At 69.9% G+C, this 23,858-nt stretch carries 25 protein-coding genes and 1 pseudogene; 21 read left to right on the top strand and 5 right to left on the bottom strand.

What is annotated here, in order from left to right; all coding sequences use genetic code 11:
* The first annotated feature begins 316 nt into the window (after positions 1-316).
* The 4 genes and pseudogenes from AB0M54_RS33925 to AB0M54_RS33910 all read left to right on the top strand — a co-directional run bounded on the left by AB0M54_RS33925 (position 317) and on the right by AB0M54_RS33910 (position 2,838).
* Complete coding sequence (locus AB0M54_RS33925) at positions 317-853, top strand: hypothetical protein (RefSeq protein WP_364475825.1); 537 nt, start codon at positions 317-319, stop codon at positions 851-853.
* 91 nt (positions 854-944) lie between these two features.
* Positions 945-1,790, top strand: coding sequence for a LysR family transcriptional regulator (locus tag AB0M54_RS33920; RefSeq protein WP_364475823.1), 846 nt, complete (start codon positions 945-947; stop codon positions 1,788-1,790).
* Positions 1,684-1,920 (top strand): annotated as a pseudogene (locus tag AB0M54_RS33915) (hypothetical protein); the annotation flags it as partial. The gene AB0M54_RS33920 and the pseudogene AB0M54_RS33915, both read left to right, overlap by 107 nt.
* Before the next feature lie 9 nt (positions 1,921-1,929).
* Positions 1,930-2,838 carry an RICIN domain-containing protein gene (locus AB0M54_RS33910; protein WP_364475831.1) on the top strand — a complete coding sequence of 303 codons (909 nt, stop codon included), beginning with the start codon at positions 1,930-1,932 and terminating at the stop codon, positions 2,836-2,838.
* Between the two features lie 53 nt (positions 2,839-2,891).
* Here AB0M54_RS33910 and AB0M54_RS33905 read toward each other — a convergent pair whose 3' ends face one another.
* Entirely contained in the window at positions 2,892-3,740 is an 849-nt protein-coding gene (locus tag AB0M54_RS33905) for a LysR family transcriptional regulator (protein ID WP_364333317.1), read from the bottom strand.
* Between the two features lie 93 nt (positions 3,741-3,833).
* Here AB0M54_RS33905 and AB0M54_RS33900 point away from each other — a divergent pair, with 93 nt between their 5' ends.
* From AB0M54_RS33900 to AB0M54_RS33870, 7 genes are all read left to right on the top strand, one after another.
* Complete coding sequence (locus tag AB0M54_RS33900) at positions 3,834-4,535, top strand: SDR family NAD(P)-dependent oxidoreductase (RefSeq protein WP_364475821.1); 702 nt, start codon at positions 3,834-3,836, stop codon at positions 4,533-4,535.
* Positions 4,536-5,253: 718 nt separating this feature from the next.
* Positions 5,254-5,781 (top strand): hypothetical protein, encoded by a 528-nt coding sequence (locus AB0M54_RS33895; protein WP_364475819.1) that lies wholly within the window; start codon positions 5,254-5,256, stop codon positions 5,779-5,781.
* A 208-nt stretch (positions 5,782-5,989) separates the two neighbouring features.
* Positions 5,990-6,130 carry a hypothetical protein gene (locus AB0M54_RS33890; protein ID WP_364475817.1) on the top strand — a complete coding sequence of 47 codons (141 nt, stop codon included), beginning with the start codon at positions 5,990-5,992 and terminating at the stop codon, positions 6,128-6,130.
* Positions 6,131-6,171: 41 nt separating this feature from the next.
* On the top strand, positions 6,172-7,653 hold the full coding sequence (locus tag AB0M54_RS33885) for an MFS transporter (protein WP_364475815.1): 1,482 nt from the start codon (positions 6,172-6,174) through the stop codon (positions 7,651-7,653).
* A gap of 41 nt (positions 7,654-7,694) precedes the next feature.
* Positions 7,695-8,228, top strand: a complete 534-nt coding sequence (locus tag AB0M54_RS33880) for a hypothetical protein (RefSeq protein ID WP_364475813.1) — start codon at positions 7,695-7,697, stop codon at positions 8,226-8,228.
* On the top strand, positions 8,228-8,800 hold the full coding sequence (locus AB0M54_RS33875; protein WP_364475811.1) for a thiamine pyrophosphate-dependent enzyme: 573 nt from the start codon (positions 8,228-8,230) through the stop codon (positions 8,798-8,800). Before AB0M54_RS33880 ends, AB0M54_RS33875 begins: the two co-directional genes overlap by 1 nt.
* On the top strand, positions 8,797-10,188 hold the full coding sequence (locus tag AB0M54_RS33870) for an aldehyde dehydrogenase family protein (RefSeq protein WP_364475809.1): 1,392 nt from the start codon (positions 8,797-8,799) through the stop codon (positions 10,186-10,188). The genes AB0M54_RS33875 and AB0M54_RS33870 overlap by 4 nt, the downstream gene beginning before the upstream one ends.
* Before the next feature lie 195 nt (positions 10,189-10,383).
* Here the strand turns inward: AB0M54_RS33870 and AB0M54_RS33865 are convergent, their stop codons facing one another.
* A complete protein-coding gene (locus AB0M54_RS33865) occupies positions 10,384-11,436 on the bottom strand; it encodes an Lrp/AsnC family transcriptional regulator (RefSeq protein ID WP_364333295.1) in 1,053 nt (350 codons plus the stop codon).
* Between the two features lie 91 nt (positions 11,437-11,527).
* Between AB0M54_RS33865 and AB0M54_RS33860 the strand changes: the two genes are divergently transcribed.
* Positions 11,528-12,481, top strand: coding sequence for a pyridoxal-phosphate dependent enzyme (locus AB0M54_RS33860; protein WP_364475807.1), 954 nt, complete (start codon positions 11,528-11,530; stop codon positions 12,479-12,481).
* Between the two features lie 10 nt (positions 12,482-12,491).
* Here the strand turns inward: AB0M54_RS33860 and AB0M54_RS33855 are convergent, their stop codons facing one another.
* Entirely contained in the window at positions 12,492-13,094 is a 603-nt protein-coding gene (locus tag AB0M54_RS33855; RefSeq protein ID WP_364475805.1) for a TetR/AcrR family transcriptional regulator, read from the bottom strand.
* A gap of 105 nt (positions 13,095-13,199) precedes the next feature.
* Between AB0M54_RS33855 and AB0M54_RS33850 the strand changes: the two genes are divergently transcribed.
* A complete protein-coding gene (locus AB0M54_RS33850; protein ID WP_364475803.1) occupies positions 13,200-14,414 on the top strand; it encodes a cytochrome P450 in 1,215 nt (404 codons plus the stop codon).
* Between the two features lie 32 nt (positions 14,415-14,446).
* Positions 14,447-15,556, top strand: coding sequence for an FAD-dependent monooxygenase (locus tag AB0M54_RS33845; RefSeq protein ID WP_364475801.1), 1,110 nt, complete (start codon positions 14,447-14,449; stop codon positions 15,554-15,556).
* A gap of 43 nt (positions 15,557-15,599) precedes the next feature.
* Here AB0M54_RS33845 and AB0M54_RS33840 read toward each other — a convergent pair whose 3' ends face one another.
* Positions 15,600-16,238 carry a TetR/AcrR family transcriptional regulator gene (locus AB0M54_RS33840; RefSeq protein WP_364333280.1) on the bottom strand — a complete coding sequence of 213 codons (639 nt, stop codon included), beginning with the start codon at positions 16,236-16,238 and terminating at the stop codon, positions 15,600-15,602.
* Between the two features lie 75 nt (positions 16,239-16,313).
* Between AB0M54_RS33840 and AB0M54_RS33835 the strand changes: the two genes are divergently transcribed.
* From AB0M54_RS33835 to AB0M54_RS33805, 7 genes are all read left to right on the top strand, one after another.
* Positions 16,314-17,258, top strand: coding sequence for an ATP-binding cassette domain-containing protein (locus AB0M54_RS33835; protein WP_364333277.1), 945 nt, complete (start codon positions 16,314-16,316; stop codon positions 17,256-17,258).
* Complete coding sequence (locus AB0M54_RS33830) at positions 17,255-18,013, top strand: ABC transporter permease (RefSeq protein ID WP_364333274.1); 759 nt, start codon at positions 17,255-17,257, stop codon at positions 18,011-18,013. The genes AB0M54_RS33835 and AB0M54_RS33830 overlap by 4 nt, the downstream gene beginning before the upstream one ends.
* A 34-nt stretch (positions 18,014-18,047) precedes the next feature.
* Entirely contained in the window at positions 18,048-19,235 is a 1,188-nt protein-coding gene (locus AB0M54_RS33825; RefSeq protein WP_364333271.1) for a cytochrome P450, read from the top strand.
* A gap of 40 nt (positions 19,236-19,275) precedes the next feature.
* Positions 19,276-19,473, top strand: a complete 198-nt coding sequence (locus AB0M54_RS33820; protein WP_364333268.1) for a ferredoxin — start codon at positions 19,276-19,278, stop codon at positions 19,471-19,473.
* A gap of 3 nt (positions 19,474-19,476) precedes the next feature.
* Positions 19,477-20,628, top strand: coding sequence for an FAD-dependent oxidoreductase (locus tag AB0M54_RS33815; protein WP_364333265.1), 1,152 nt, complete (start codon positions 19,477-19,479; stop codon positions 20,626-20,628).
* Positions 20,629-20,723: 95 nt separating this feature from the next.
* Positions 20,724-22,109: an amidohydrolase family protein gene (locus AB0M54_RS33810; protein ID WP_364333338.1), complete on the top strand. Its 1,386-nt coding sequence runs from the start codon at positions 20,724-20,726 to the stop codon at positions 22,107-22,109.
* On the top strand, positions 22,106-23,680 hold the full coding sequence (locus AB0M54_RS33805; RefSeq protein WP_364475799.1) for an FAD-dependent oxidoreductase: 1,575 nt from the start codon (positions 22,106-22,108) through the stop codon (positions 23,678-23,680). The genes AB0M54_RS33810 and AB0M54_RS33805 overlap by 4 nt, the downstream gene beginning before the upstream one ends.
* Here the strand turns inward: AB0M54_RS33805 and AB0M54_RS33800 are convergent.
* Positions 23,667-23,843: a dienelactone hydrolase family protein gene (locus AB0M54_RS33800; protein WP_364475829.1), complete on the bottom strand. Its 177-nt coding sequence runs from the start codon at positions 23,841-23,843 to the stop codon at positions 23,667-23,669. The two genes, AB0M54_RS33805 and AB0M54_RS33800, sit on opposite strands and share 14 nt — an antisense overlap.
* Positions 23,844-23,858: the final 15 nt, after the last annotated feature.

Below are 23,858 nucleotides of genomic sequence, written 5' to 3'. Positions count from 1 at the left end.
GTCAGCGTCGTGCTGCACGTCCTCAGCGGGCTCGTCGGAGAGCTGGAGATCTACGCGGGCGAGGGCGTACCGGTAGCCGCGCCACACGCCGACACTGTGATCAACATCTGGATCGGATGACGTCTGCATTACCGCCAGGGCCGCCGGGCATCGACGACGCGGACAGCGACACCCCCTGCATGCAAGGTCACAGCGCGGCCCAATAGCACCAGCATGACATCCGGATCTGCCGCGACGCGCGAGGCGCGAGGCGCTGGACGGCGTGGTGCCGCGAGTTGCGTGGAGCGGGTGGACGTCCGGTCTGCATACTTGCTCCATGCCAAGCAGCACCCCGTTCGGAGCGTGTACCACGCTGAGTGAAGTGCTCTCAGTTCTGCGCCTGGCAGACCTTGCAGGTGCGCGGCTGTGGATCGACGGGGGCTGGGGAGTCGACGCGCTACTGGGCGGCCAGACCCGCGAGCACGGGGATCTCGACGTCGCGATCGAGGCCCGCCACCTAAGTTCTTTTCTTGCGGCGCTGTCGAGTCAAGGCTTCGTGGCAGTTGGGGAGGACGGCGCCACGTCGTGGAACTTCCTGGTGCGGCACCGGGACGGCGCGGTAGTCGATCTGCACGTCATCGTTCTCGACACGGATGGCAACGGCTTACTTGGACCACCAGAAGCCGGTCACGCTTATCCAGCCGACTCATTGACTGGCCGCGGCGAACTCGGGGACCGGACCGTCGATTGCATCACCGCCGAATGGGCCGTCAAGTTCCGCGATGCCTACACGGGTGACCTCGGTGACCGCGCCGACGTTCTGGCGCTATGCCGCCGGTTCGGGCTACCAGTTCCTTGTCAGTACCACGGCTGATGCGGGTGCGCCGCCACACTCACATGCCGCTGACAAGAGGGCGCCGCAGGTCACGTACAGCTGAGGTAAATTCTCCTCCATTGTCGGGTTCATGGACTTGGAGTTGGTCGCCAGCTTCCTGACACTGGTGGACGAGGGCCATTTCGGCCGAGCTGCGGCCCGGCACCACCTGACCTGTTCGGCGCTGACCAAAAGGATCCAGCGCCTGGAACGTGACCTCGGGATGCCCCTCATCGACCGCCCCGTGACCGACATGGTGACCCTGACCGTGGGTGGAAAACAGTTCGCGGCCGGCGCGGCGGACCTGCTGGCCCACGCCGAGATGGTCCGCGCGGCCGCCCGGGAGGCCGCCCGGACCGGGACCTTCGGCGGACGCCCGCTACGGCTCGGCTTTCCGGCCGGCACCGGCGAGGCGATGCGTCGGCACCTCGGCCTGCCGGGGATCGCCCAGCAGGTCCGCGCGAACTTTCCCGGCGTCTTGCTGCGCACCCTCGCGGTGCCGTTCTCCGCTCTCGCGAGCTGCCTGCCGGACCGGACGGTCGACGTGCTCTTCGCCAACGGCGTGGTTCGTCACCCAGGGGTGGAGTCGTTCCCCACCCCGCTGACCAGCGCCCGCGTCGTCGTTGTCGGCGAGCGCCACCCCTTGGCCGACGCCGCCGCGGTGCATGTGCGGGACTTCGTCGACTACCCGATCGGCTACAACCCGGCCGTCGCGGGCGAGTTCATGGGCGGACTGTGGCTCGACGATCTACGCCCACGCCGAGACGCCCGGCTGGTCGACATACCCGCAGACGATCAGGGGACCAACTTGCGCCTGCTCAAGGCCGGCGATGCCGCGATGGTCACCTACCCCGACATCGCCTACCCGCTCGGCCGCCGCCTGCGGCTGGTCCGGCTTTCCGGCCCGGTGCCGCAAGCCGGTCGGGCTGATCGCTGAGAAGTGGCGATCACTCAAAGGCGCGAACGGGCCGCTGGGCTGCCCCCTAGGACCGGAACGGGCCGGCGCCGGCGGACGCGGCCGGGTCAACACCTTCGAGCACGGCGAAATTGTCTGGTCGCCCGGACAGGGGGCGAACATGATGGTCGCGCTCTACCGGCGTAACGGTGACCTCGTCATCGACTGGGGGCGGACCATGCCCTTCAAGTACGACTTCTTCCAGGTCCGCTGGGATCTCAACGGCCGCAACGTGGGCCAGCGCGAGATCCGGGGCCGGGTCCAGGGCAGCACGGTCGTCAGCCGTCCACAAGACGGCACCTACACCGCGGTGGTGCAGGGCTGCGACTCCCGGGTCCTGAGCTCGACACGCTGCCGGCAGAAGTGGACCGTGCCGGTCAGCATCCAGCTTCCCTTCCATCGGCCTACGGTCGACGCCAGCGACGCCCTTCTCGTGGTCAACCAGCACAGCAAGATGTGCGTCGACGTCGCCTACGGCAGCCGGGACCAGGGCGCCCGGATCCAGCAGTACCCCTGCCACGGCGGGCCCCCGGAGCGGTGGCGCTACGACTGGGTCACAACCGTGAACGAGACGGGTTACTTCCAGATCGTCAACCAGAACAGCGGACTGTGCCTGAGCATCCGGGGCAACGCTCCGGCCGTCGGCGCGCAGCCGACCCAAGCCCGGTGCAACGGCCGAGTCTCCCAGATGTGGGGCAACGTCCGGGCCGGGGTCAACATCTTCCGGCTGAAGCCGTACCTGGACTCGAGTCTCTGCCTGGACGACGAGGGCTTCAACACCACACCCGGCGCCAGCATCCAGCTGTGGAAATGCAACGGGCTCGCAGTCCAAGGCTGGAACCTTAAACGCCGGCGACGGCACGACAGACGGCTCGGCCACGCCGGTCAGGGTGATCCAGGTGCGGCCGCGTCTGCCCTCGTAACCCCGCCGATGGTGCCGCCCTCTGACCGCCCGCTTCGGCTGCTCATGCCTGGGTATTCGGGAAATAGCCTACCGGCCACGTTCACATGCACGCTCATGCCGAGTTGAGGGTGCATGACGGTGTGCCCGGCACGCGTCGGGCTAGCCGAATCGACGCGCCGTCAGGCGAGGGCACGGTCGGCCGCGGTGGTGCGGGCGGCCCGCACGAAGGCCGCGACATGCCGTGACCGGCTGCCCTCCCGCCACGCCACGACCAGCGTCGCGGGCGGGGCGTCCCGCACCGCACGGTACGTCACGCCGCGGTAGGGCCCGTCCAGCGCCGACTCGCCGACCAGGGCCACCACCCGTCCCAGCGCGACGAGTTGCATGAGCTCGCCGGCGTCGCGCACCACCGGCCCGGGGCCGCGGTCGACTGCCTCCGGCCACTGCGGCATCGTCTCGCCGGCCAGATCCGCCAGACACACGCTGTCATAGGCCGCAAGCCGATGCCCGTCGGCCAGGGCGACCACCCGCCGCTCCACGCTGAGCGCCTCGCTGGCCAACCCCTGGAGGTCGTTCTGCGGATGGTGCAGCAGGCCCACGTCGGCTCGCCCGTTGCGCAGCATCGCTGCGCGTTCGCCCAGCGAGAACGCGAACTGAACCGGCAGCGCGTCCGGTTCCGACTCGTACGCGGCCAGGATCCGCGGCAGCAGACCCCCGTCGCCGCCGGGCTTCATCGCGAGCACCAGCGACCGCTGCGCTGCGCCGGCCCGACGCGTTCGGCGTACCGCCGTCGATATCGCGTCCAGCGCCACACGCGCCTCGCCGAGCAGCACCTCACCCGCCGCGGTGAGGTGGTTGCCGCGGCTCGTGCGCTCCAGCAGCGCGACACCCATGCGGTGTTCCAGCCGCCGGATCGCGCGCGACAGCGGCGGCTGCGCGATGCCGAGCCGGGCTGCGGCCCGGCCGAAGTGCAGCTCCTCGGCGACTGCCACGAAGTACCGCAGCTCGCGGGTTTCGACGTCGTCCATACCGCAACGGTATCGACACCCACCCGATCGATCTTGGACGCCGGTCCGGCGCACTGCTCGGATAGGGGTATGTCGACAACGAGGATCGCCCTCGTGACCGGGGCCAACCGGGGTATCGGCGCGGCGATCGCGGAGGGGCTCGCCGAGCGGGGCATGACCGTGGTCGTCGGGGCGCGCGACGCCGCCTCCGGCGAGCAGGCAGCGCGACGTCTCGGCGGCCGTGCGGTGCCACTCGACGTGACCAATGACGGCTCGGTGCGCGACGCTGTCGCTCACGTGGAGCAGTGGTACGGGCAGGTCGACGTACTCGTCAACAATGCCGGCATTTCGGGCGGTAGCGCGGGTCAGCTCGCCGGCGAGGCGGACTTGGCGGTCATGCGTGCGGTGTTCGAGACCAACCTGTTCGGCGTGGTGCGGCTCACCGAGGCGTTCTTACCGCTGCTGCGCAAGGCGGTTGGCGCCCGCGTCATCAATGTCTCCAGCGGCACCGGGTCGCTGGCCTGGCAGTCCGACCCGGGCCATGCGTTCGCCTCGTCGCGGATCGCGCTCGCCTACCCGGCGTCGAAGGCTGCGCTGAACATGCTCACGGTGCTGTACGCCAAGGCTCTGGCCGCCGACGGGATCGCGGTCAACGCAGTGGCGCCTGGCGCATGTGCCACGGACTTCGCCGCCGCACTGGGTCTGTCGTTGGAGCGCACCGCTGAGCAGGGCGCCGCGATCGCCGTACACCTGGCAACCGTGCCGGACAGCCCGACCGGCGCGTTCTTACAGGACGACGGGCCGGTCCCGTGGTGAACCGAACACCCCACGCCGGCCGCGACGGGGCTCCGGCGTTCATCGTGATGCCACGATCGGACGCGCGGATCTGCCGCGGACAGCGTGCGTCCCCATGGCTCTCCGCGCCGTCGCGATGGGGCCGACGAGGTCGCCAATGGTTTGGCCTACGTCTGGCCGGTGGTGCCCATGGCCCAGCCCGACATAGGGGGAGCAGATTGGGAGCAGCACCCAGTTCTGAACGGTTTTCAACGGCGATCAACGGGTCCTTTGTCGTGGTTCTGTTCTGCTCCCTGGCTGACCTCCACCAGGTCGCGCGCTGGTATCCATCGAACTTGGCACATCGATGGGGGGTTGCCGGCCCGCTCATGGAGTCGGTGCCGGCGCCTGTTGGTGAGCGCCGGTTGTGCGAGACGTCAATGGTTGTCGTGTAACGCCTCACGCTGTCGTCGCGGCTCGCTCTCGGCCCCATCGGCAACAGCGGCGTCAGTCTCAGCGGGGCAGCCCCGATCGGAGGCGTGGTCGACGATGTGGCGGAGCCAGTTCAGCAGGCAGGCGAAGTCGGCGTCCCGGACGGTTGCGCGATGGTGTGAGAACCGGCCGGCCGCCTCGCTGGCGGCAAAGCCGAGGATTGCGGTGCTGAGCAGTCGCTCCGTTCGTGGGATCTGGGCCGGTTCCTGGCCGGCCTCGCGCAGCGCGTTATACACCGAGCTTATGACGTAGACAAACGGAGGCCACGATGCACGTACTGCTCACAGACGGCTCCGGACTGACCGCGCGGCAGACCGCTACGCTGCTGTCGCGAGCCGGGCACCGGGTCGAGGCGCTCTCGCCGGACCCGTGGTGCCTGTGCCGCTTCACCTGCCACGTACATCGGATCCATCCGGTACCAGCCTATGGCGTGGACCCGTTCCACTGGCTCGACGCCGCCCTCGACCAGTACGCCCGCACCGATGCTGATGTGCTGCTGCCGACCCAGGAGCAGGTCGCTGTTCTTTCCTGCGCCGACGACCGGCTTGCAAGCGCCGGTGTCCGCACCGTCGTCCCGCCGTTCGAGGCGCTCACACGGGTCCAGGACAAGGTGTCGGCCTCCGCCACTCTGGACGACCTCAAGCTGCCCCAGCCGCCCTACCAGGTCATCCGCGACGAACAGGAATTTGCCGGCTGGGATGACTTCCCGGTGTTCATGAAGCTTCCAAGATGTCCGAGGCATCAAGTACGCGCAGCCCTGAGCCATATGATGTGGGTGTCCTCGCCCCGGCCGTAGGTGTGGCACAAACCTGCCGCGTGACGTATGGGCCTGCGGGCGCCGTCAGCGCGATCCGGACGTCCGCTCATGTGCTTCTCGAGGAGCCAAGGTGTGACGGTTCCGTGCAACGGCTGCCCTCGTCGTACGGGTTTCGTGCACGTCGAGGCCAAGACGCGGGATCGCCCTACGGTCGCATCACCGGTCGTCGAGCGAAGGTGGGCTTCGGGTGGAACTGCACCACAGCACCGCGCTACGAGTGCGCAACGTGCGGCTGATCGGGATCGCGGCAGCGGTCGACACCGAAGCGGTTCTCGAGGCTGGCGACGACGGCCGGATCACGTACGCCGGACCGGCCGGCGGGGCGTGATCCGCAGGTGCACCCCTCCGATCCCCCAAGAGGAGATGTTGATGGCAGAACTCGGCGCCGATGCCACCGCGGAAGCCCGGGCCGACCCGCCCGCTGACGACCTGCACACCGGGTGGACAAGACGCGTCGTCGGTTACGTCGCGATCCTGGTCATGGTGAACGTGATGGTCGACAGCGTGCTCGCCTCGCCGACCTTCGTGCTGCCGCAGCTGAGCGAGGCCTTCCACACCGACCAGTTCGCCTGGATCGGCTCCAGCGCGATGCTCGCCGGCGCGATGTGGGCGCCGCTGCTCGGCAAGAGCGCCGACATCAACGGCAAGCGAAAGATCCTGGTGATCACGCTGCTCGTGGCCGGCGCCGGTGGTCTGGTGTGCCTGGCCGCGCCGCACATCATCGTCTTTGTCATCGGGCGTGTCCTGCAGGGTGCGGCGGTCGCGGCCCTGTTCCTCACGGTCGCGCTCATCCGGGACATCTGCGCGCCGAAGTTCGCGATGGTGGTGACCGGTTTCGTCACGTCGGGCTCGGCCGTCTTCGGCATCGTCACGCCGTTCATTCTGGAGCCGGCGCTGGACGCGTTCGGCTGGCGGGTCGTGTTCGTGATCTCGGCGAGCTTCGCCGGACTGGCCACGCTGCTCGTACGGCTCGTGCTGCCGGAGAGCCGCAACCGGACGCCTGGGAAGGTCGACGTCCGGGGTGCTCTGGTGCTGGGCGGCGGTCTCGCGGGCGTCCTGGTCTACATCAGCCTGGGCCAGGTCTTCGGATGGCTGAACCCGTTCCCGATCCTGGTGCTGGTCGCGGGGATCGCCGCGCTGCTCTTCTGGTATCTGGTGCTCACCCGCCGGCCGGAGCCGGTCATCGACATCCGTGGCATCTCGGTCGCCCTGGGGCTGGGCCTGCTCGTGGTCGTGATGGGCACCGGCGCCTACCAGAGCATGCTCCAGCTGTTCAGCCTCCTGATCGAGGTCTCGTCCGAAGACGGCCTCGGGTACGGGATCGCCGGCCCCGCCGCCCTCGGCCTGATGTTCGGCGTCCCGTCGATCGGAATCATGCTCGGCGGCATCCTGGCCGGGGCGGTCGCGACCAGGGTCGGGCCGGCGCGCACCCTCGCGGCCGGCGTGCTGGCCGGCGTGACCGCGACGGTGATCATGTTGCTGATCGGGGCGGGGAACCTCCCGTTGGCGGTGGTGTCGTCGTTCCTGCTGAGCCTGACCGCCGGCTCGCTGGTCACGTCCGGCTTCAACCTGGCGTCCATCCTCGCGCCCCGGGAACGGCAGGGCACGGTCTCCAGCATGGTCATGGTCATGGTGGCCATCGGCTCGGTCACGATGAACTTCATCGGTTCCGCCGTCCTCGGGGCCACCCGGACCGTCCACGAGGGGGAGTCCGTCAATTCGTCGTTCGGTGTGCACAGCTACATCGCGGTTGCCGGCGTGGTGTTCGTCCTCGCCGCCATACCGACGGCTTTCCTGGTACGCCGGATGCGCGGGTACGTGGTCACCGGCGTACCCGTCAGCCAAATCTAGGTCATCGCCGCGGGGAACAGCATCTTGAGAGGAGACCGCACATGACATACGCGGAAGCCGTCGCGGACGGCATCTGGGCGGCGGACGTGGCACGGGTCGGATACATCCCCTCCGTGACCGTGGCACCGGTCATCAACGCCCTGGTGGCCGCCGACGGTGGCGTGGACGGCGTCTCGCCGCGGGTCACCCCGCTGTCGCGGGAGGAGGAGGCGGTAGGCGTGCTCGGCGCCGTGGCCCTCACCGGCGCATTGGGCGCGGTGGTCATGCAGGACAACGGCTTCGGCAACGCGCTGACCGCGCTGACCACCTTCCCGCTCGCGTACCACCTGCCGTTGCTGATCTTCGCGAACACCCGGGGCGGGCTCGGCGAGTACAACTCGATGATCCACTCGATCAGCCAGCCGATGCCGGCGATCCTGCGCGCGACCGGACTGCCGGTCATCGAACTGGACCGGCGCAGCAGCGCCGGCGACTGGCGCGAGACGGTCCGGGAGGCCGGCGTGCACGCCGTCATGACGTACCGGCCCGTGGTGGTCCTCGGGTCGTTCTGGAACACCGACGGGAAGGTCGCCTGATGAAGCGGATCGAGGCGCTCACCACGCTCGCGGACCTCACCGGCCGGCATCCCGTCGTCGTGACCTGCGCGGCAACCAGCCGCGAGCTGGCCTCGGTGCGCGACAGCGACAACCACTTCTACCTGCTCGACGCGATGGGCCTGACCGGATCGGTGGCCACCGGACTGGCGCTGAGCCTGAACCCGGCCGCGCCGAAGGTGATCGGCATCGAGGGCGACGGCTCACTGCTGATGAACCCGAACGTGCTGCCCACGGGCGGCTACCTCGCCCCCGCCAACCTGCTGCTCGTCCTGCTGGACAACGGGGTCTACGGGTCGACGGGCGCGCTGCCGACCTACTCGTCCCGGGTCGACCTCGAGCGGCTGGCCGCGGCCGCCGGGTGGGCGACCCGCTCGGTGGACACCGTCGACGGGCTACGAACCGCCTTCGCCGACCTGCTCGCCGTCCGCGAACCGGCCTTCCTGTACGCCCGCATCGAGCCGGGTAACGCGACAGGCATCCCGAAGCTTCTGGTCGACCCGGTTACCATCCGGGACCGGTTCATCCGCTGGCTGCGGGAGGACGCGGCGTGACCCGGGCGGGCGCCGGCGTCGTCACGGTCAACCCGGCGAACGGCGAGGAGCTGGACTTCTATCCGTACGCCACCGCCGGGAGCGTCGACCGGGTGCTGGCCGCCGCGGCGGCCTGCGGCTGGGGCCGGTCGAGCCCAGGGGAGCGGGTCGCCGCCATCAGCCGGCTCGGCGATCTCCTGACGGCCCGGCGCGAACGGCTCGCCCGGCTCATCACTCTGGAGATGGGCAAGCCGATCCGGCAGGCGCGCGCCGAGATCGACAAGTGTGTCGGCGCGTGCCGCTACTACGCCGCGCAGCTGCCCGGCATGCTGCGGCCGGAGACCTTCGACCTCGACGGCGACACCGCGGTGGTGCGCGTCCTGCCGCTCGGCGTCGTCTTCTGCATCCTCCCGTGGAACTATCCGTGGTGGCAGGTCATCCGGGCGATGCTGCCCGCCGTCGCCGCGGGCAACGCGGTGGTGCTCAAGCACGCGGAGTCGGTCACCGGCAGCGCGATGCAGGTGGAAGAGATCTTTCAGGACGCGTACGGTGCCGGCGTCCTGCAGACCGTCGTGGTCGACAGCGCGACCGCCTCGGACATCATCGCGGATCACCGGATCGCCGCCGTCACCTTCACCGGCAGCGACCGGGTGGGGGCGCTCGTGGCCGCCCGTGCCGGCGCCGCCCTGAAGAAGTGCGTCCTCGAGCTCGGCGGATCCGATCCGTTCATCGTCCTCGCCGACGCCGACATCCCGGCCGCGGCCGCTGCCGCCGTACGGTCCCGGTTCCTCAACAACGGGCAGAGCTGTATCGCGGCGAAGCGGATCCTCGTCCACCGGTCGGTCCGCGACGAGTTCGTCGACGCGATCGTGCCGCATGTCAAAGCGTTGACCGTCAGCGATCCGGCCGACGAGAGCTGCGACATCGGCCCGCTCGCCCGCCTTGACCTTCGCGACTCGTTGCGCGAGCAGCGCCGTCAGGCCGTGGCGGCTGGCGGCCGGGTGATCGCGCAGGCGCCCGCGCCGGAGGACGGGCCGGGAGCGTGGTTCGCGCCATCGATCGTCGAAGTGGAAGGGCGCGACTCGGTTCTGTTCTCGGACGAGACATTCGGCCCGCTCGGCGCGCTCACCACCGGCGCGCACGACGACGAACTCGTTGCGCTCGCCAACTCCTCCCGGTACGGGCTCAGCAGCAGCGTCTGGAGCGGTGACAGCGAACACGCCGCGGCGCTCGGCGCGCGGATTCAGGCCGGCGCCGTCTTCGTCAACACGATCTCCGCCACCGACCCGCGGCTGCCGGCCGGCGGGGTCAAGGCCAGCGGCTACGGTCGCGAGCTCGGCCGGTGGGGCGTGCACGAACTGGCCAATGTTCAGGCATCGCGGATCCGGAAGGCGGTTGGCGGGCGATGACCGCTCCGGACGCCCGGCCCGCCGAACGTCTGTCCGGCATCACCCCCTCCCGCATCCGGACGGTCTACGACCGGGCGGCCGAGCTGGAGGCCCGCGGGACCCGGGTCGTCCACTTCGAGACCGGCCGGCCACCGCGCGACGTGCCGGTTTTGCCCGACGGGCGTGGGTCGGTGCGGGCTACACCCCGGGCTGGGGTCAGGCCGGTGCCGCCGGGGAGTCCTCTGGCGCCGGGGTGGAATCGGTGGTGATGGCCGCCAACAGCGGCACCGAGCGTACCGATCGGCCCTCGCCGTCCAGGACGCGGCCGAGCAGCTTGACCACCCGCAGGACCACCGTCCGGTCCTGGACCCGCAGGGCCGGCAGCGCCTGGCTCATCCGGCGTTCGAGTTCGTGGACCTCGGCGGCCGAGTGCAGCCACGCATCGATGATCACGTTGTGCGGCCCGGCCACGATGCTGCACGCGCGCACGCCGGGCAGCCCGCGGAGGCGTCCTTCAGCGTCGTCGAGGCCGTCCACGTCGATCGAGCCGTAGTAGACCGCCGCCACGGCACGGCCGGAGAGATGGCGCGACGTGTCACACCGGTAGGTGAGCAATCCCGCGCTCTCCAGCCGCGACAGCCGCCGCCGCACGGTCACCGCTCCGACACCGGCGTGCTCGGCGAGCCGCTCGAACGGCATCCGCCCGTCGATGGTCAACGCCCGCACGATGCGGTGGTCGACGGCTTCGAGGAGGCCGGCGTGCTCCGCGCGGGAGGTGGCGTAGGCGCTCAGCCGTCGTTTCTGGTCCTGGTCGAGAGCGCCTTCGCGCCACCGGCTGGCCTCGATGGCGGAGCGGGTCACGATGTGGCTGCGGACGTTCGTGGCCTCCGGCAGGTGCCCGATCCGGTCCAGCAGATAGCCGGAGAGCGCGGTGAGGTCGGGGGCCTGTGCCAGCACTTGCAGGTCACGACCGCCGGAGGTCAGCTTGATGGTTGCCGCCTCCACGTCGTCGGCCAGGGTGGCCGCCACCGCGGCGGATCTGCCGGGCGTACAGCTGATCTCGACGAGGGCGCAGGCCGGAGTTGCCCGGCCCGCCGGGTGAGCGGTCACCCAGGCCACGCCCGCGGCGTGCATCCGCGCCCAGCGCCGCCCGACCGTCGCCGGGTCCACGCCCATGACCGGCGCCAGGTCGCGCCAGCTCGCGCGCGGCGCCGACCGCACCGCGTCCACGATCGCGACGTCGAGTTCGTCGAAGTCCACCTCGGGCATGATCAACGCTCCTTCAGTGCACCATCTGCGCGCGGTTGAAGGAATCATGCAGCACAACTGCCTTCTGTGAGAGGCGCCCTAGCCTTCCGGCATGACGATCGACATAGACGTGTGTGCCGCCGCCGCCCGGCTTGCCGGTGTGGTGCATCGCACTCCGGTGCTGCGCTCACGGACTCTCGACGAGCTCGTCGGCACCGAGGTGTTCCTCAAATGCGAGAACCTGCAGCGGACCGGCGCGTTCAAGTTCCGAGGCGCTTATCACGCCGCGTCGCGCCTGCCGCCGCAGCGGTTGGCGAACGGCCTGCTCACCCACTCCTCGGGTAACCACGGGCAGGCGGTCGCGCTGGCCGCCCGGACGCTGGGCGTGCCCGCGGTCGTCCTCATGCCGCACGACGCCCCGCGGTCGAAGACGGCCGCAACCATCGGGTACGGCGCCGAGGTGCTCACCTTCGACCGCTACGCCGACGACCGGGAGGCGCTCGCCGTGGCGGCGGCCGCTGAGCGCGGCATGACGATCATCCCGCCGTACGACCACCCCGACGTCATCGCCGGGCAGGGCACCGCCGCTCTCGAACTGCTCGACGACACCGGCGAACTCGGCATGCTGCTCGTGCCGGTCGGGGGCGGCGGGCTCATGGCGGGCTGCGCCGTCGCCGCCGCCGGCCGGTACCCGGACATTCGCATGATCGGCGTCGAGCCGGCGGCCGCGGACGACACCAGGCGCTCCCTCGCGGCGGGCCGCCGCGTGGCCGTCGACGTGCCACGCACGATCGCCGACGGCCAGACCGCACGCATTCCCGGGAAGCTCACGTTCGCCGTCAACCAGCGCCTGGTCCACGCCGTCGTTGTGGTCACCGACGACCAGATCCGCGAGGCGATGCGCTTCGCCTTCGAGCGCCTGAAGATCGTGACCGAGCCCAGCGGCGCCAGCGGCCTGGCCGCGATCCTCTGCGCGGCCGCCGGGCCCCCGCCGTCCCGCGTCGGCGTCGTCATCTCGGGCGGCAACATCGACACCGGCCGCTACGCGGAGATCTGCGCACGGTAGTGGGCCGGCCTTAACGTGTCGCTCGTATGCCGGCCAGGATGACGTCGACGATGCGCTCGGCGTCGGCGGCGGTGAAGTCTTTGACGCCGCGGGTCACGTGCAGATGGACGGGGCCGGTGAACAGCTCGGCGAGCAGGTGCGTGTCCACCCGCGGCAGCTCGCCGCTGTCCACGGCCTGAGAGATCCGCTGATCGAGAGTGCTGGTCCGCCGGTCGTAGAAGCTTTGGACGACCCGGCGGAGCTCGGCGCTGCCCTCGGCGGTGTGCAGGGCGCTGCTGATGGCCCGGCCGAGCGGGCTGGAGAGGCTGGCGGCCATCGCGACCAGGAAGCCGGCCAGGTCCCTGCGCAGGTCGCCGGTGTTCCCGATCGGCGCCTCCTGGTCGGCGAGGCGGGTGAGCGCCTCGCTGACCAGCATGTCCCGCTGTGGCCACCGGCGGTAGACGCTGGCCTTGTTGACGCCGGCCAGCTCGGCGACCTCGTCGTAGCGCAGGGCGGTGACCCCGTGCCGCGCGACGATGGCGACCGTCGCGTCGAGCACCGCCGCGCGCACCCGGGACGAGCGTCCGCCCGGCCGCCGGCGCACGGGAACTTCCGGTGTGGGTCCATCGGCCATCGGTTCCGTCGCTCCTCCCGCCGATCGAGCACCACCATAGCCTGCGTCGTCTGTTAACGCGACGAGTTGTTGCTTTAGTTGGGCGGGTTGAGCTAGAAAGGGGCGATGACCGCTACCCCGAGAGTGCCGATACCCCGTGCCTACTTCGACCGTGCCGGTCACAGCCCCTTCGATCCGCCCGCCGTCCTCGGCCGGCTCGGGGAGCTGTCACCGGTGTCCCGCGTGAATCTGCTCGACGGCTCCGAGGCGTACGTGGTCACCGGCATCGACGAGGGACGGCAGGTCCTGACCGATCCGCGGTTCAGTGCCGACAGGTTCATGCACCGGTCGTCGCTGCGGCCCAACCCGAGAGACCCGTACGGCGCGGGCGCGGGCCTGTTCGCCGCGATGGACCCGCCGCTGCACACCCGCTACCGCCGGCTGCTGACCGGCGCGTTCACGGTCCGGCGGGTCGGCAAGCTGGAACCGGCGATCAGGGACATCGCCGCCACCCTGATCGACAGAATGCTCGCCCGGGGAAACAGCGGCGACCTGGTCACCGACTTCGCGCTGCCGCTGCCGTCCCTGGTGATCTGCGAGCTGCTCGGGGTGGCGCACGCCGATCAGGCCACGTTCCAGTCGTTCGCCGCGGAGATGGCCCGGCTGGACACCTCACCAGAGCGTGCCGCGCAGCTCGGTGCGGAGTTCGACGAGCTCCTGTCGCGATCGATCGAGCACAAGCGCGCGAACCTCGGTGACGATCTGCTGTCCGGCCTCATCAGCAGCGACGCCGATCCCGCGCTGACGAACATCGAGCTGGTCAACATCGCCCGGCAACTGCTGGTCGCCGGGCACGAGACGACCTCGAACATGCTCGCGCTCGGGATGTTCGCGTTGCTCAGTCACCCGGACCAGCTCGACTTTCTGCGTACCCATCCCGGCCATTGGCCGGCGGCGGTCGAGGAACTGCTCCGCTATCTCTCGATCGCGCAGCTCAGCGTGGTGCGGGTGACGACTCACGAGGTGCCGCTCGGCGAGACGACCCTGCCGGCCGGGGCCGCGGTGATCGTGGCCGTGTCGCAGGCCAACCGTGACGCCGGGACCTGGACGGCGCCGCAGGACCTCAGGGTCGACCGGCCGCGCTGCCCTCATCTCGCGTTCGGCTTCGGCGTCCACCAGTGCCTGGGACAGCAGCTGGCCAGACTGGAGCTGATCGTCGGCTATGCCGCGCTGCTCGACCGGCTGCCGGGCCTGCGACTCGCGGTCGCGGCTCATGAGGTTCCGCTGCGGACCGACATGACGATCTTCGGCGTCCACGCCCTGCCGGTCCGCTGGAGCTGACGCGCCCCCATCCCTGAAAGGAACCCGCCATCATGCGCATCCTCGTCTCCGGAGCCGGCATGGCCGGTCTCGCCGCCGGCATCAACCTCGGCGCCATCGGTCACGACATCACCCTCGTCGAACGGGCCGGCCACCTACGCGTCAACGGTTCCCCCATCGACATCCGCGGCGACGCGATCGAGGTCACCCGCAAGATGGGCGTCCTCGACCAGATCCAGGGCCGCAAGGTCACCATGACGGAGATGACCCAGTTCATCAGCGCTGACGGCACCGTCCTGGCCGAGCTCCCTGGCAGCGAGGTCAGTGACTCCGAGGACGACACCGAGATCCCCCGCGAGGAACTCGCCCGCGTCCTGCACGCGGCTCTGGCCCCCGGGGCGCCCGTCGTCTTCGGCGAATCGATCAAACACATGCACGACGACGGTGACGGCGTCGAGGTCACCTTCATCTCCGGTAAACAGGATCGCTTCGATCTGGTCGTCGGCGCCGACGGGATGCACTCGCTGACCCGCCGGCTGACCTTCGGCCCGGAGCAGGACTACCTCAAGCACCTGGGCTTCTACGTCGCGCTGACCGACCTGCCCGCCGCAGCCGGCACCGAACGCAAGAACCCGTTCCTGAACTGGCCCGGCCACATGATCGGCATCGCCCGGTACAACGACACCGCCCTCGGCGTCATGAACTTCCGCTCCGCATGGATCGACTACGACTACCACGACCTCGACGCCCAGAAGCAGATCCTGCTCGACGCGTTCGCGGGACACGATGAGTGGCGCGTACCCGAGATCCTCGACGCCGTCCGCAAGGATCCCGAGCTGTACTTCGACTCGGTGAGCCAGATCCACATGCCGAGCTGGCACCATGGCCGCGTCGTCCTGGCCGGCGACGCCGCACACTGCGCGTCCGGCCTGTCCGGACGTGGCGCATCCCTTGCCATCACCGGCGCCTGGCTGCTCGCGGAGGCGCTGCGCGGCAACCCGGGCGATCTCGAGGCCGCCTTCCACGAGTACGAGACCCGTCAGCGTCCTTACGTCGCACGTGCACAGGACAGCGCCGGTCCCGGCGGTGACCTCGTCGTGCCCGCAACCCAGCAAGCCCTCGACCTCCGCAACGCACGACTGCGCGCCATGGCCGAATCCTGAGTTGCCACGCCGGCGCGACCGGCGGCCAGACCGGGACAGGTCTCTATCGGTACGCGCGCAGGAAGGCGTCCACCCCGTCCGCGATGATCGCGTCGATGTCCGGGGGCTCGGTGTCCTTCTCGTTCTCGTGGTCCAGCAGGGCCTCCTGCGCGAGGCTGATCGTGAGCGCGGTGAAGTGCTGTGCCGCGAGGCGGGGACGGGAGGCTCGGATGCTGCCGTCGGCCGCCAGTTCGGTGAATCGCTGCTCGAGCATGCCCAGCGGACGGTCGCGGATCGCTCCCGGCGGGCGGGGCACCAATTGCTGCTGCGAGATCAGCCGGCGAAAGGTCAGGTAGTCGGAGGATCCGAAGGCCCGGTCCACGATGCGGTGGGCGAAGGCCGCCAACGCCTCGCGCAGATCGCGTCCCGTTGTCAGCTCCTCATCGATGGCGGCGCTGATGGTGCTCAGCAGTGTCTCGTTCACGCGGCTCAGCACCCGGAGAAAGATGATCTCCTTGTCGCTGAAGTGGTTGTAGAGGGTTCGCTTGGAGACCTGGGCGAGTGCCGCGATGGCGTCCACTGTGGTCCGCTCGTACCCCTCGGTGATGAACAAGGCCTCAGCCGCGTCGAGGATGGCGGTCTTCTTTCCCTCCGACCGCAGGCGGCGGCCCGGAGTCTGTACCTCCGCGTTGATCCTCGGCACGGCAAAAGCCTACGCCAGAAGACTTAGGGGTCATCCCCCTCGTAAAAGTGCACTCGCCGGTGTACTTTTGCTGCCATGACAAAGCTGACAAGCCACCCACCAGGAGGCGTCGACATCGAGGCCAGTGGGTTGACCAAGAGGTACGGCGACAAGCTGGCGGTGGACGACCTGTCCTTCACCGCGCGGCCGGGCGTCGTCACCGGGTTCCTCGGCCCGAACGGGGCCGGGAAGAGCACGACGATGCGCATGTTGTTCGGGCTGTCCAGGCCGACCGCCGGCACGATCACGATCGGCGGCCGGCGCCTCACCGAACTCGACGACCCCGCGCGCTCCATCGGCGCGCTGCTGGACGCCCGGGCGGTTCACCCGCACCGCACCGCGGCCGATCACCTGCTCGCCTTCGCCCAGGCCGCCGGTCTCGGTCGCCGCCGGGTCGGCGAGGTGCTGGACCTGGTCGGCCTGACCAGCGCCGCCGGGCGCCGGGCCGGGGAGTTCTCGCTCGGCATGCAACAACGGCTGGGCATCGCGACCGCTCTGCTCGGCGATCCCGGGGTGCTGGTGCTCGACGAACCGCTCAACGGACTGGACCCGGAAGGCATCCGCTGGATGCGCACCCTGATGCGTGATCTCGCCGGTCAGGGCCGCACGATCCTGTTCTCCAGCCACCTCATGTCGGAGCTGGAACTCACCGCGGACGACGTCATCGTGGTCGGCCAGGGCCGGCTCATCGCCGAGACGACCCTGGCGAAGTTCGTCGAGGACAACACCACCCAGGCGGTCACGGTCCGTGCCGCCGCGCCGGACGCGCTCGCCCGGGCGCTGAGCGAGTCCGGGGTGATCTTCGCCGTACAGCCCGACTCGTCCTTCCTCGTCACCGGGACCGACACCTCGACGGTCGGCAAGATCGCCGCGGCGGAGGGCATCGCCCTCGACGAGCTTGTCCGGGTGCGCGAATCGCTCGAGGACGTCTTTCTGCGACTCACTCACGACGTCACGGAGTACGGGAGTCACGCGTCATGAACCTGATCCGTTCGGAATGGACCAAACTGCGAACCGTACGCAGCACCTGGATCGCGGCGCTGAGTGCCGTGGCCGCCGGGGTGGCTCTCAGCGTCCTGGGGGCGACCGATCTGCTCAGCGCGTCCCCATCCGACCTTCCCGCTGGATGGGATCCCACCTCCGCGAGCCTGAAGGGCTTCCTCTTCGCGCAGCTGATCATCGGAATGCTGGGTGCGCTGAGCGTGACGCCCGAGTTCGGCACCGGGATGGTCGGCACCAGCATGGTGTTCGTCCCGTCGCGGTCGCGCCTGCTGGCCGCCAAAGCCGCCGTGGTGGCGGCCATCGGGCTGACGGTCGGTCTCGTCACGACGCTGCTCAGCTTCACCGTGGTCCAGCTGATGCTCAAAAGCGCGGGCCTGCCCGCGGCCGGCCTGGCCGATCCCGGGGTGGCCGGCGCGCTCGTCGGCGCCGCGCTCTACCTGACCCTCATCACCCTGATCGGCCTGGCGGTGGGTGCCCTGGCCCGCTCGGCCACCACCAGCCTCGCCGTGCTCGTCGGCGCCCTCCTGCTGGTTCCGGCACTCGGTCCGAGCCTGCCCGGCGTCCTCGGCGACCTCTTCGGGCGGCTCTGGCCGATCACCGCCGGCCAATCGGCTTACACAGTCGTCCCGGTCGACGGCATGGTCGCTCCGGTCACCGGGCTCATCATCCTGACGCTGGCGGCCGTCGGAGTCAGCGTGGCCGGCCACGCGGTCTTCCGCCTCCGCGATGTCTGACACGACGCCCACCCCACTTCTGGAGGTTCCTCCGATGACTGCCCCAGCCCTGCAGATCGCACGCGAATGCCCCTATGCTCCGCCGGCTCAGCACGTCGAGATGCGCGAGAACGGCGGCGTCTCCCGCGTTCGCCTGCCCAGCGGCAAGGAGGCCTGGGCGGTCAGCCGTCTAGACCTCATCCGCGAGATGCTGTCGGACCCACGGTTCAGCTCCGACCGCGACAACCCGGACTATCCGGCGCTGACCACCGAGCCGCCCCCGCCGCCCTCGGCCGGTTCGCGCAAGCTGCTCATCCAACTGGACCCGCCCGACCACGCGCCCGCTCGCCGCGCCGTGATCAGCGAGTTCACCATCCGGCGGATGGCCGCGTTGAAGCCCCGCATCCAGGAGATCGTCGACGAGCGGATCGACGCGATGCTGGCCGGCCCGCGCCCGGCCGATCTGGTGGAGGCCCTCTCCCTCGCGGTGCCGTCGCTGGTCATCTGCGAGCTGCTCGGCGTGCCGTACACCGACCATGAGTTCTTCCAGACCCGCACCGCGGCGATCCTGCATCGCGATACGCCGCCGCGGGAGCGAGGCGCGACGTACGCGGCCCTGCGCGCCTACCTGACCGAGCTCGTGTGCGGCAAGGTCCGCGAGCCGGGCGATGACGTGCTGAGCCGGCAGCTCGCCGCCGGGGCAGATACCGAAGACGTGGTGGCGCTGGCGTTGCTGCTGCTGGTCGCGGGTCACGAGACCACGGCGAACATGATCTCGCTGGGCGTGCTGACGCTGCTCGAGCGGCCGGAGCGACTCGCCTGGCTGATCGCTGATCCGGCGCGGATGCCCGAGGCCGTCGAGGAACTGCTGCGCTATTTCACCATCGTCGAGTACGGCAACTCACGCGTCGCCACCGCCGATGTCGAGCTCGGCGGAGTGCTGATCCGGGCCGGCGAGGGCGTGGTCTCGCTGAGCAACACGGCCGATCACGATCCCGAGGTCTTTCCCGACGCGGACGAGCTGAAGCTGGACCGCGGCGCCCGTAACCACCTGGCCTTCGGATTCGGCCCGCACCAGTGCCTCGGGCAGAACCTCGCCCGGGCGGAGCTGGACGTCGTGTTCACCACCCTGTTCCGCCGGGTGCCCACGTTGCGCCTGGCCGTTCCGGCCGACGAACTGCCGTTCAAGTCCGACGCCACCATCTACGGCATCCACCGGCTCCCCGTTACCTGGGACGAGTGACATGCCGCCGACCAGCAACGACCACCCGAGAGGTGAAGCGATGAAGATTCTGCTCGACGAGGAGAAGTGCGTCGGCGCCGGACAGTGCGTGCTGGCCGCCGACGACGTGTTCGACCAGCGCGACTCCGACGGCATCGCGGTGCTGCTGGACGAGAACCCCGGCGAGGAAAGACTGGGCGCGGTCGAAACGGCCGCGCAGCTGTGCCCGGCACAGGCGATCCGGATCGAGAAGGGCTGAGGCGTGCGAGACGTTGTTGTCGTCGGCGCCTCGGCGGCCGGTCTCGCGGCCGCCGAGACCCTGCGCCGCGAGGGCTTCGACGGGCGGCTCACCCTCATCGGGGACGAGCCCGGCCCGCCGTACGATCGCCCGCCGCTGTCCAAGCAACTGCTGGCCGGCGACTGGGAACCCGAGCGGCTGCGCCTGCGGTCCGATGAGGAGCTGGCGGCCCTGGACGCCCGGCTGATCCACGGCGTCCGGGCGGTCGGCCTGGAGCCACGCCGGCGGCGGATCCGGCTCAGCGACCGCGACGAACCGCTCGGGTACGACGGGCTCGTCATCGCCACCGGCGTCATCGCGCGCCGGCTGCCTTTCGGCCACGAGCTGGCCGGGGTGCACGTTCTGCGGACTCTCACCGACGCCCTCGCACTGCGCGACGACCTGCGCGAGGCGCGGCGGGTCGTCGTCATCGGAGCGGGCCTGCTGGGAGCGGAGGCGGCCGCGGTCGCCCGTACGATGGGCCGCGATGTGACGCTCGTCGACCCCGTCGCCCAGCCGATGCACCATCAGTTCGGGCCGGAGATCGGCGCCGCCGTGGCCCGGATGCATCTGGATCACGGCGTCAGTCTCCGCATGCTGACCTCGGTGACGGGTCTCGCCGGCATGGGCGGGCGCGTCACCGGCGTACACCTCACCGACGGAACCACGGCACCGGCCGACGTCGTCCTGGTGGCCATCGGCGCCCGGCCCGCCACCGCCTGGCTCGACGGCAGCGGTCTGTCCCTGACCGACGGCGTGGATTGCGACCAGACCTGCCGCGCCGGCGAGTCCATCGTGGCCGCCGGCGACGTGGCCAGCTGGCTCGATCACCAGACCGGACGCCGCCTGCGGGTCGAACATCGCAGCAACGCCACCGAGCAGGGCATGGCCGCGGCCCGCACCCTGCTCGGTGCGACCCTGCCCTTCCGCCCCATCCCGTACTTCTGGTCCGAGCAGTTCGGGGTGCGCATCCAGGCCTACGGAACCTGGACCGCCGAGGCGCGGATGCGGATCGCCGACGGCACACCGGGGCAGGACCGGTTCACCGCCACCTACGAATACGACGGACGGGTCGTCGGCGTCCTCGGGTGGAACGCGCCCCGCGAGGTCCGGGGCCTCCGGAAGCTCCTCGAATGACTCCCGGCGCACGGCCGGGCGCTCGGCGCCGCCTCGCGCGGCTCGGTGACCGCCCGGCCCGCGGGCCGGCGTGCCGATCACGTCGCCGCGTGCAGATGGCCGATCTCATGCACCACGCCGGGCCAGGTCGACGGAAAAGTGCAATCCTCGGGGCCGGAACGCAGGGCCACCATACCGTTTCGCGAATGGACATCGACCACAGATCGGCTCTGAGGGTGCACAATGTCCGCCTCGTCGACGGTGTGGAAGAAACCGCGGTGCCCGATGCCGTGCTGCAGGCGGACGACGACGGACGGATCACCTACGCCGGCCCGGCGAGCCGGGCGCCGGCAGCGCCGCCGGACATCCCGACAATTGACGGGCGGGGCGGCACGCTTCTGCCCGGATTCTTCGACTGCCACGTCCACCTCGGCATGCCCTCAGAGCAGTCTGTGGTGGAGCAGGCACTCACGACCACCGACGTGATGCGGGTGATCCAGACCACGCAGCGGATGCGGCGGACGTTGGAGGCCGGGATCACCTCGGCGCGTGACCTGGGCGCCCTGACAGCGGCCTACCGCGCCGCGGTCCGCGGCGGTGACCTGGCCGGGCCGCGGCTGCAGGTGTCGATCGGGATCATCAGCCACACCGGTGGGCATGCCGACAGCACGCTACCCAGCGGGCTGCACCTCGATTTCGACTTCTGCGTGCTGGCCGACAATGTGCACGAGGTGCGACTGGCGGCGCGCCGGATGCTGCGCGACGGCGCCGACGTCGTCAAGATCTGCACCACGGGGGGCATCAGCAGCGCGACCGACGACCCTGACGACGAGGACCTCCCGGAGGAAGAGGTCGCCGCCGTCGTGGACGAAGCCCGCCGGCACCGGGGCCGAACCGTGGCGGCGCACGCTCAAGGGCGGGCCGGGATCCTCGCCGCCATCCGTGGTGGCGTTCGCTCGGTCGAGCACGGGTTCGGCCTCGATGACCAGGGCTGCGATCTGCTGGGAGAGCGGGGGGCGTTCCTGGTCCCCACTTTGCAGACCATCTTCCGGCCGCTGGAACGCAGCAGGACGTCACCGTGGCGCTATGAGAAGAAGCTGCGCTGGAACGAGTTCGCCAAGCAGAACATCGCCACCGCCATCGCACGGAAGGTGACCATCGCCGCGGGAACCGATGCCGGGATCACCCCGCACGGCGAGAATCTCGCCGAACTGGCACACCTCGTCGCGCTCGGTATGAAGCCGATGGATGCCATTCGTGCCGCGACGGTCAACAGCGCCCGGCTGCTCGGGGTCGACGACCGGCTGGGAACGCTGCGTCCCGGCATGCTCGCCGACCTGGTGATCTGCGCGGGTGACCCGCTGCGAGACATCACCCTGCTGGCCGCGCCGGACAACATCGTTGTCGTCGCTCAGCAGGGAGTCATCCGCAAGAACACCCTGCCGGCCGAGCTGACCATGACGTCTTTCGAGACTTCACCCATTCTGGAAGGGACACCATGACCGATCGACCCAGCACCGACGTCATCATCATCGGGGCCGGGCCCACCGGCCTCACCCTGGCGTGTGACCTGACCCGCCGCGGCTTCGCGGTCCGCATCGTCGAGCGGGACCAGGTGCCTAACCGTGCCACCCGGGCCAAGACCATCCAGCCACGCTCGCTGGAAGTCCTCGACGACCTCGGCGCCGTGGACCACGTCCTGCGTCACGGTGTCGCCAAGCTGCCGATGCGGTTCCACGAAGCGTCCGGCGCGGTCGTGGACAAGCCGCCGATCGCGATCTCGGCCGGCGATGACGTCCACACGCCGTACCCCGATCCGTTGCAGATCGGGCAGTTCCACGTCGAGCACGCGCTTCGGCAGCGGCTCGAAGAGCTCGGTGCGGCCGTCGAGTTCGGCACCGAGGTGATCGGGATGGACCAGGACGACGACGGGGTCACCGTCGAGCTGCGCACCGCGGACCGCGAACAGACGGCACGGGCCCGCTACGTGGTGGGCGCCGACGGCGGCAAGAGCAGCACCCGCCGCTTTGCCGGGCTGCCCCTGGTGGGCACGACCTACGAGGAGCAGCGCTGGTACCTCGGCGACGTCACCGTGGGCTCGGAGCTCGACCGGGATCACATGCACATCTGGCCGTCCGACCGGGGCATGCTCGGCCTGACGCCGCTCGGTGACGAGCTGTGGCAGTTCCAGAGCCCGCTGATGCCCGGTGAGGATCCCGGCGTGCCGTCGCTGGAGTTCTACCAGCAGTTGTTCGACCAGCGCGCCGGTGCCGGCCGCGTCGTGTTGGCCAGCGCCGGCTGGTTGTCGCTGTACCTGGTCAACGTGCGGATGGCGGAGACCTTCCGCAAGGGCCGCGTCCTGCTCGCCGGTGACGCCGCTCATGTGCACTCCGCCGCCGGCGGGCAGGGCATGAACACCGGCATCCAGGACGCCTACAACCTCGGCTTCAAACTGGACAGCATCCTCAACGGCGCGTTGTCGACGCTGTTGGACACCTACAGCGAGGAACGCGTCCCGGTCGCTCGCCGAGTGCTCGCGATGAGCACGGACAAGATGGCCAAGGCGGTGGCGGCAGCGGGCGGCGGCGAGAACGAACTCGGTTCGGCGCTGGCCGGCATCGGAGACGGGAAGATGAACACCGGTTTGGGTATCCACTACCGCGACAGCCGGATGACCTACCCCGGCGGCAGTGAGGTCACCGCCGGCCCCCGGCCCGGCGATCGGGCGCCCAACGTGACAGGCCTGCAAGGTGAACAGTTCCACGGTGGTCTGTTCGATCTACTGCGCGGCATGCACTATTCGCTGTTCGTGTGGGACCACAGCGCGCCGGTCATCTTCGACAACGCCAAGCCGACCCACATGCATGTGCACCGCGTCGGACCGGACAGCGGCAGCCCCATCACTGATGCCAAGGGCGAGTTCCAGCGCGTCTACCAGCCCTACGCCGGCGAGCTCATCCTCGTGCGGCCGGACGGTTACCTGCTCGCCCGCATCCCCGCGGGCCAGGAAATGGACCTCATCAACCATCTGGCCCCGTTCCGCTCGATCGGCAACACCGTCAGGCCCTATTAGAGGACGTCCCGCTGGTGGTCAGGGCGTTGCCGAGCAGGGACAACAGGCGGTCCCAGTGGCGTTGCAACGCGGCCGGGTTGAATGCGTCGGTGTCGGACATGGTGAAGCCATGGATGGTGCCGGGATAGATCTCGGAGGTGTAGCTGACGCCCGCGGCATTCAGGGTTCGGGGACAGCA

The sequence above is a fragment of the Actinoplanes sp. NPDC051470 genome (assembly GCF_040682035.1).
Taxonomy (GTDB): domain Bacteria; phylum Actinomycetota; class Actinomycetes; order Mycobacteriales; family Micromonosporaceae; genus Actinoplanes.
This window is presented reverse-complemented; position numbering and strand designations above follow the sequence as displayed.

Bases quoted from the DNA above. Each gene is read 5' to 3' on its own strand.
- AB0M54_RS33835 (WP_364333277.1), top strand. From the start codon at position 16,314: ATGACAAAGCTGACAAGCCACCCACCAGGAGGCGTCGACATCGAGGCC.
- AB0M54_RS33845 (WP_364475801.1), top strand. From the start codon at position 14,447: ATGCGCATCCTCGTCTCCGGAGCCGGCATGGCCGGTCTCGCCGCCGGC.
- AB0M54_RS33875 (WP_364475811.1), top strand. From the start codon at position 8,228: ATGAAGCGGATCGAGGCGCTCACCACGCTCGCGGACCTCACCGGCCGG.
- AB0M54_RS33895 (WP_364475819.1), top strand. From the start codon at position 5,254: ATGCACGTACTGCTCACAGACGGCTCCGGACTGACCGCGCGGCAGACC.
- AB0M54_RS33865 (WP_364333295.1), bottom strand. From the start codon at position 11,436: ATGCCCGAGGTGGACTTCGACGAACTCGACGTCGCGATCGTGGACGCG.
- AB0M54_RS33920 (WP_364475823.1), top strand. From the start codon at position 945: ATGGACTTGGAGTTGGTCGCCAGCTTCCTGACACTGGTGGACGAGGGC.
- AB0M54_RS33855 (WP_364475805.1), bottom strand. From the start codon at position 13,094: ATGGCCGATGGACCCACACCGGAAGTTCCCGTGCGCCGGCGGCCGGGC.
- AB0M54_RS33860 (WP_364475807.1), top strand. From the start codon at position 11,528: ATGACGATCGACATAGACGTGTGTGCCGCCGCCGCCCGGCTTGCCGGT.
- AB0M54_RS33925 (WP_364475825.1), top strand. From the start codon at position 317: ATGCCAAGCAGCACCCCGTTCGGAGCGTGTACCACGCTGAGTGAAGTG.
- AB0M54_RS33825 (WP_364333271.1), top strand. From the start codon at position 18,048: ATGACTGCCCCAGCCCTGCAGATCGCACGCGAATGCCCCTATGCTCCG.
- AB0M54_RS33880 (WP_364475813.1), top strand. From the start codon at position 7,695: ATGACATACGCGGAAGCCGTCGCGGACGGCATCTGGGCGGCGGACGTG.
- AB0M54_RS33805 (WP_364475799.1), top strand. From the start codon at position 22,106: ATGACCGATCGACCCAGCACCGACGTCATCATCATCGGGGCCGGGCCC.
- AB0M54_RS33850 (WP_364475803.1), top strand. From the start codon at position 13,200: ATGACCGCTACCCCGAGAGTGCCGATACCCCGTGCCTACTTCGACCGT.
- AB0M54_RS33910 (WP_364475831.1), top strand. From the start codon at position 1,930: ATGATGGTCGCGCTCTACCGGCGTAACGGTGACCTCGTCATCGACTGG.
- AB0M54_RS33830 (WP_364333274.1), top strand. From the start codon at position 17,255: ATGAACCTGATCCGTTCGGAATGGACCAAACTGCGAACCGTACGCAGC.
- AB0M54_RS33905 (WP_364333317.1), bottom strand. From the start codon at position 3,740: ATGGACGACGTCGAAACCCGCGAGCTGCGGTACTTCGTGGCAGTCGCC.
- AB0M54_RS33885 (WP_364475815.1), top strand. From the start codon at position 6,172: ATGGCAGAACTCGGCGCCGATGCCACCGCGGAAGCCCGGGCCGACCCG.
- AB0M54_RS33820 (WP_364333268.1), top strand. From the start codon at position 19,276: ATGAAGATTCTGCTCGACGAGGAGAAGTGCGTCGGCGCCGGACAGTGC.
- AB0M54_RS33810 (WP_364333338.1), top strand. From the start codon at position 20,724: ATGGCCGATCTCATGCACCACGCCGGGCCAGGTCGACGGAAAAGTGCA.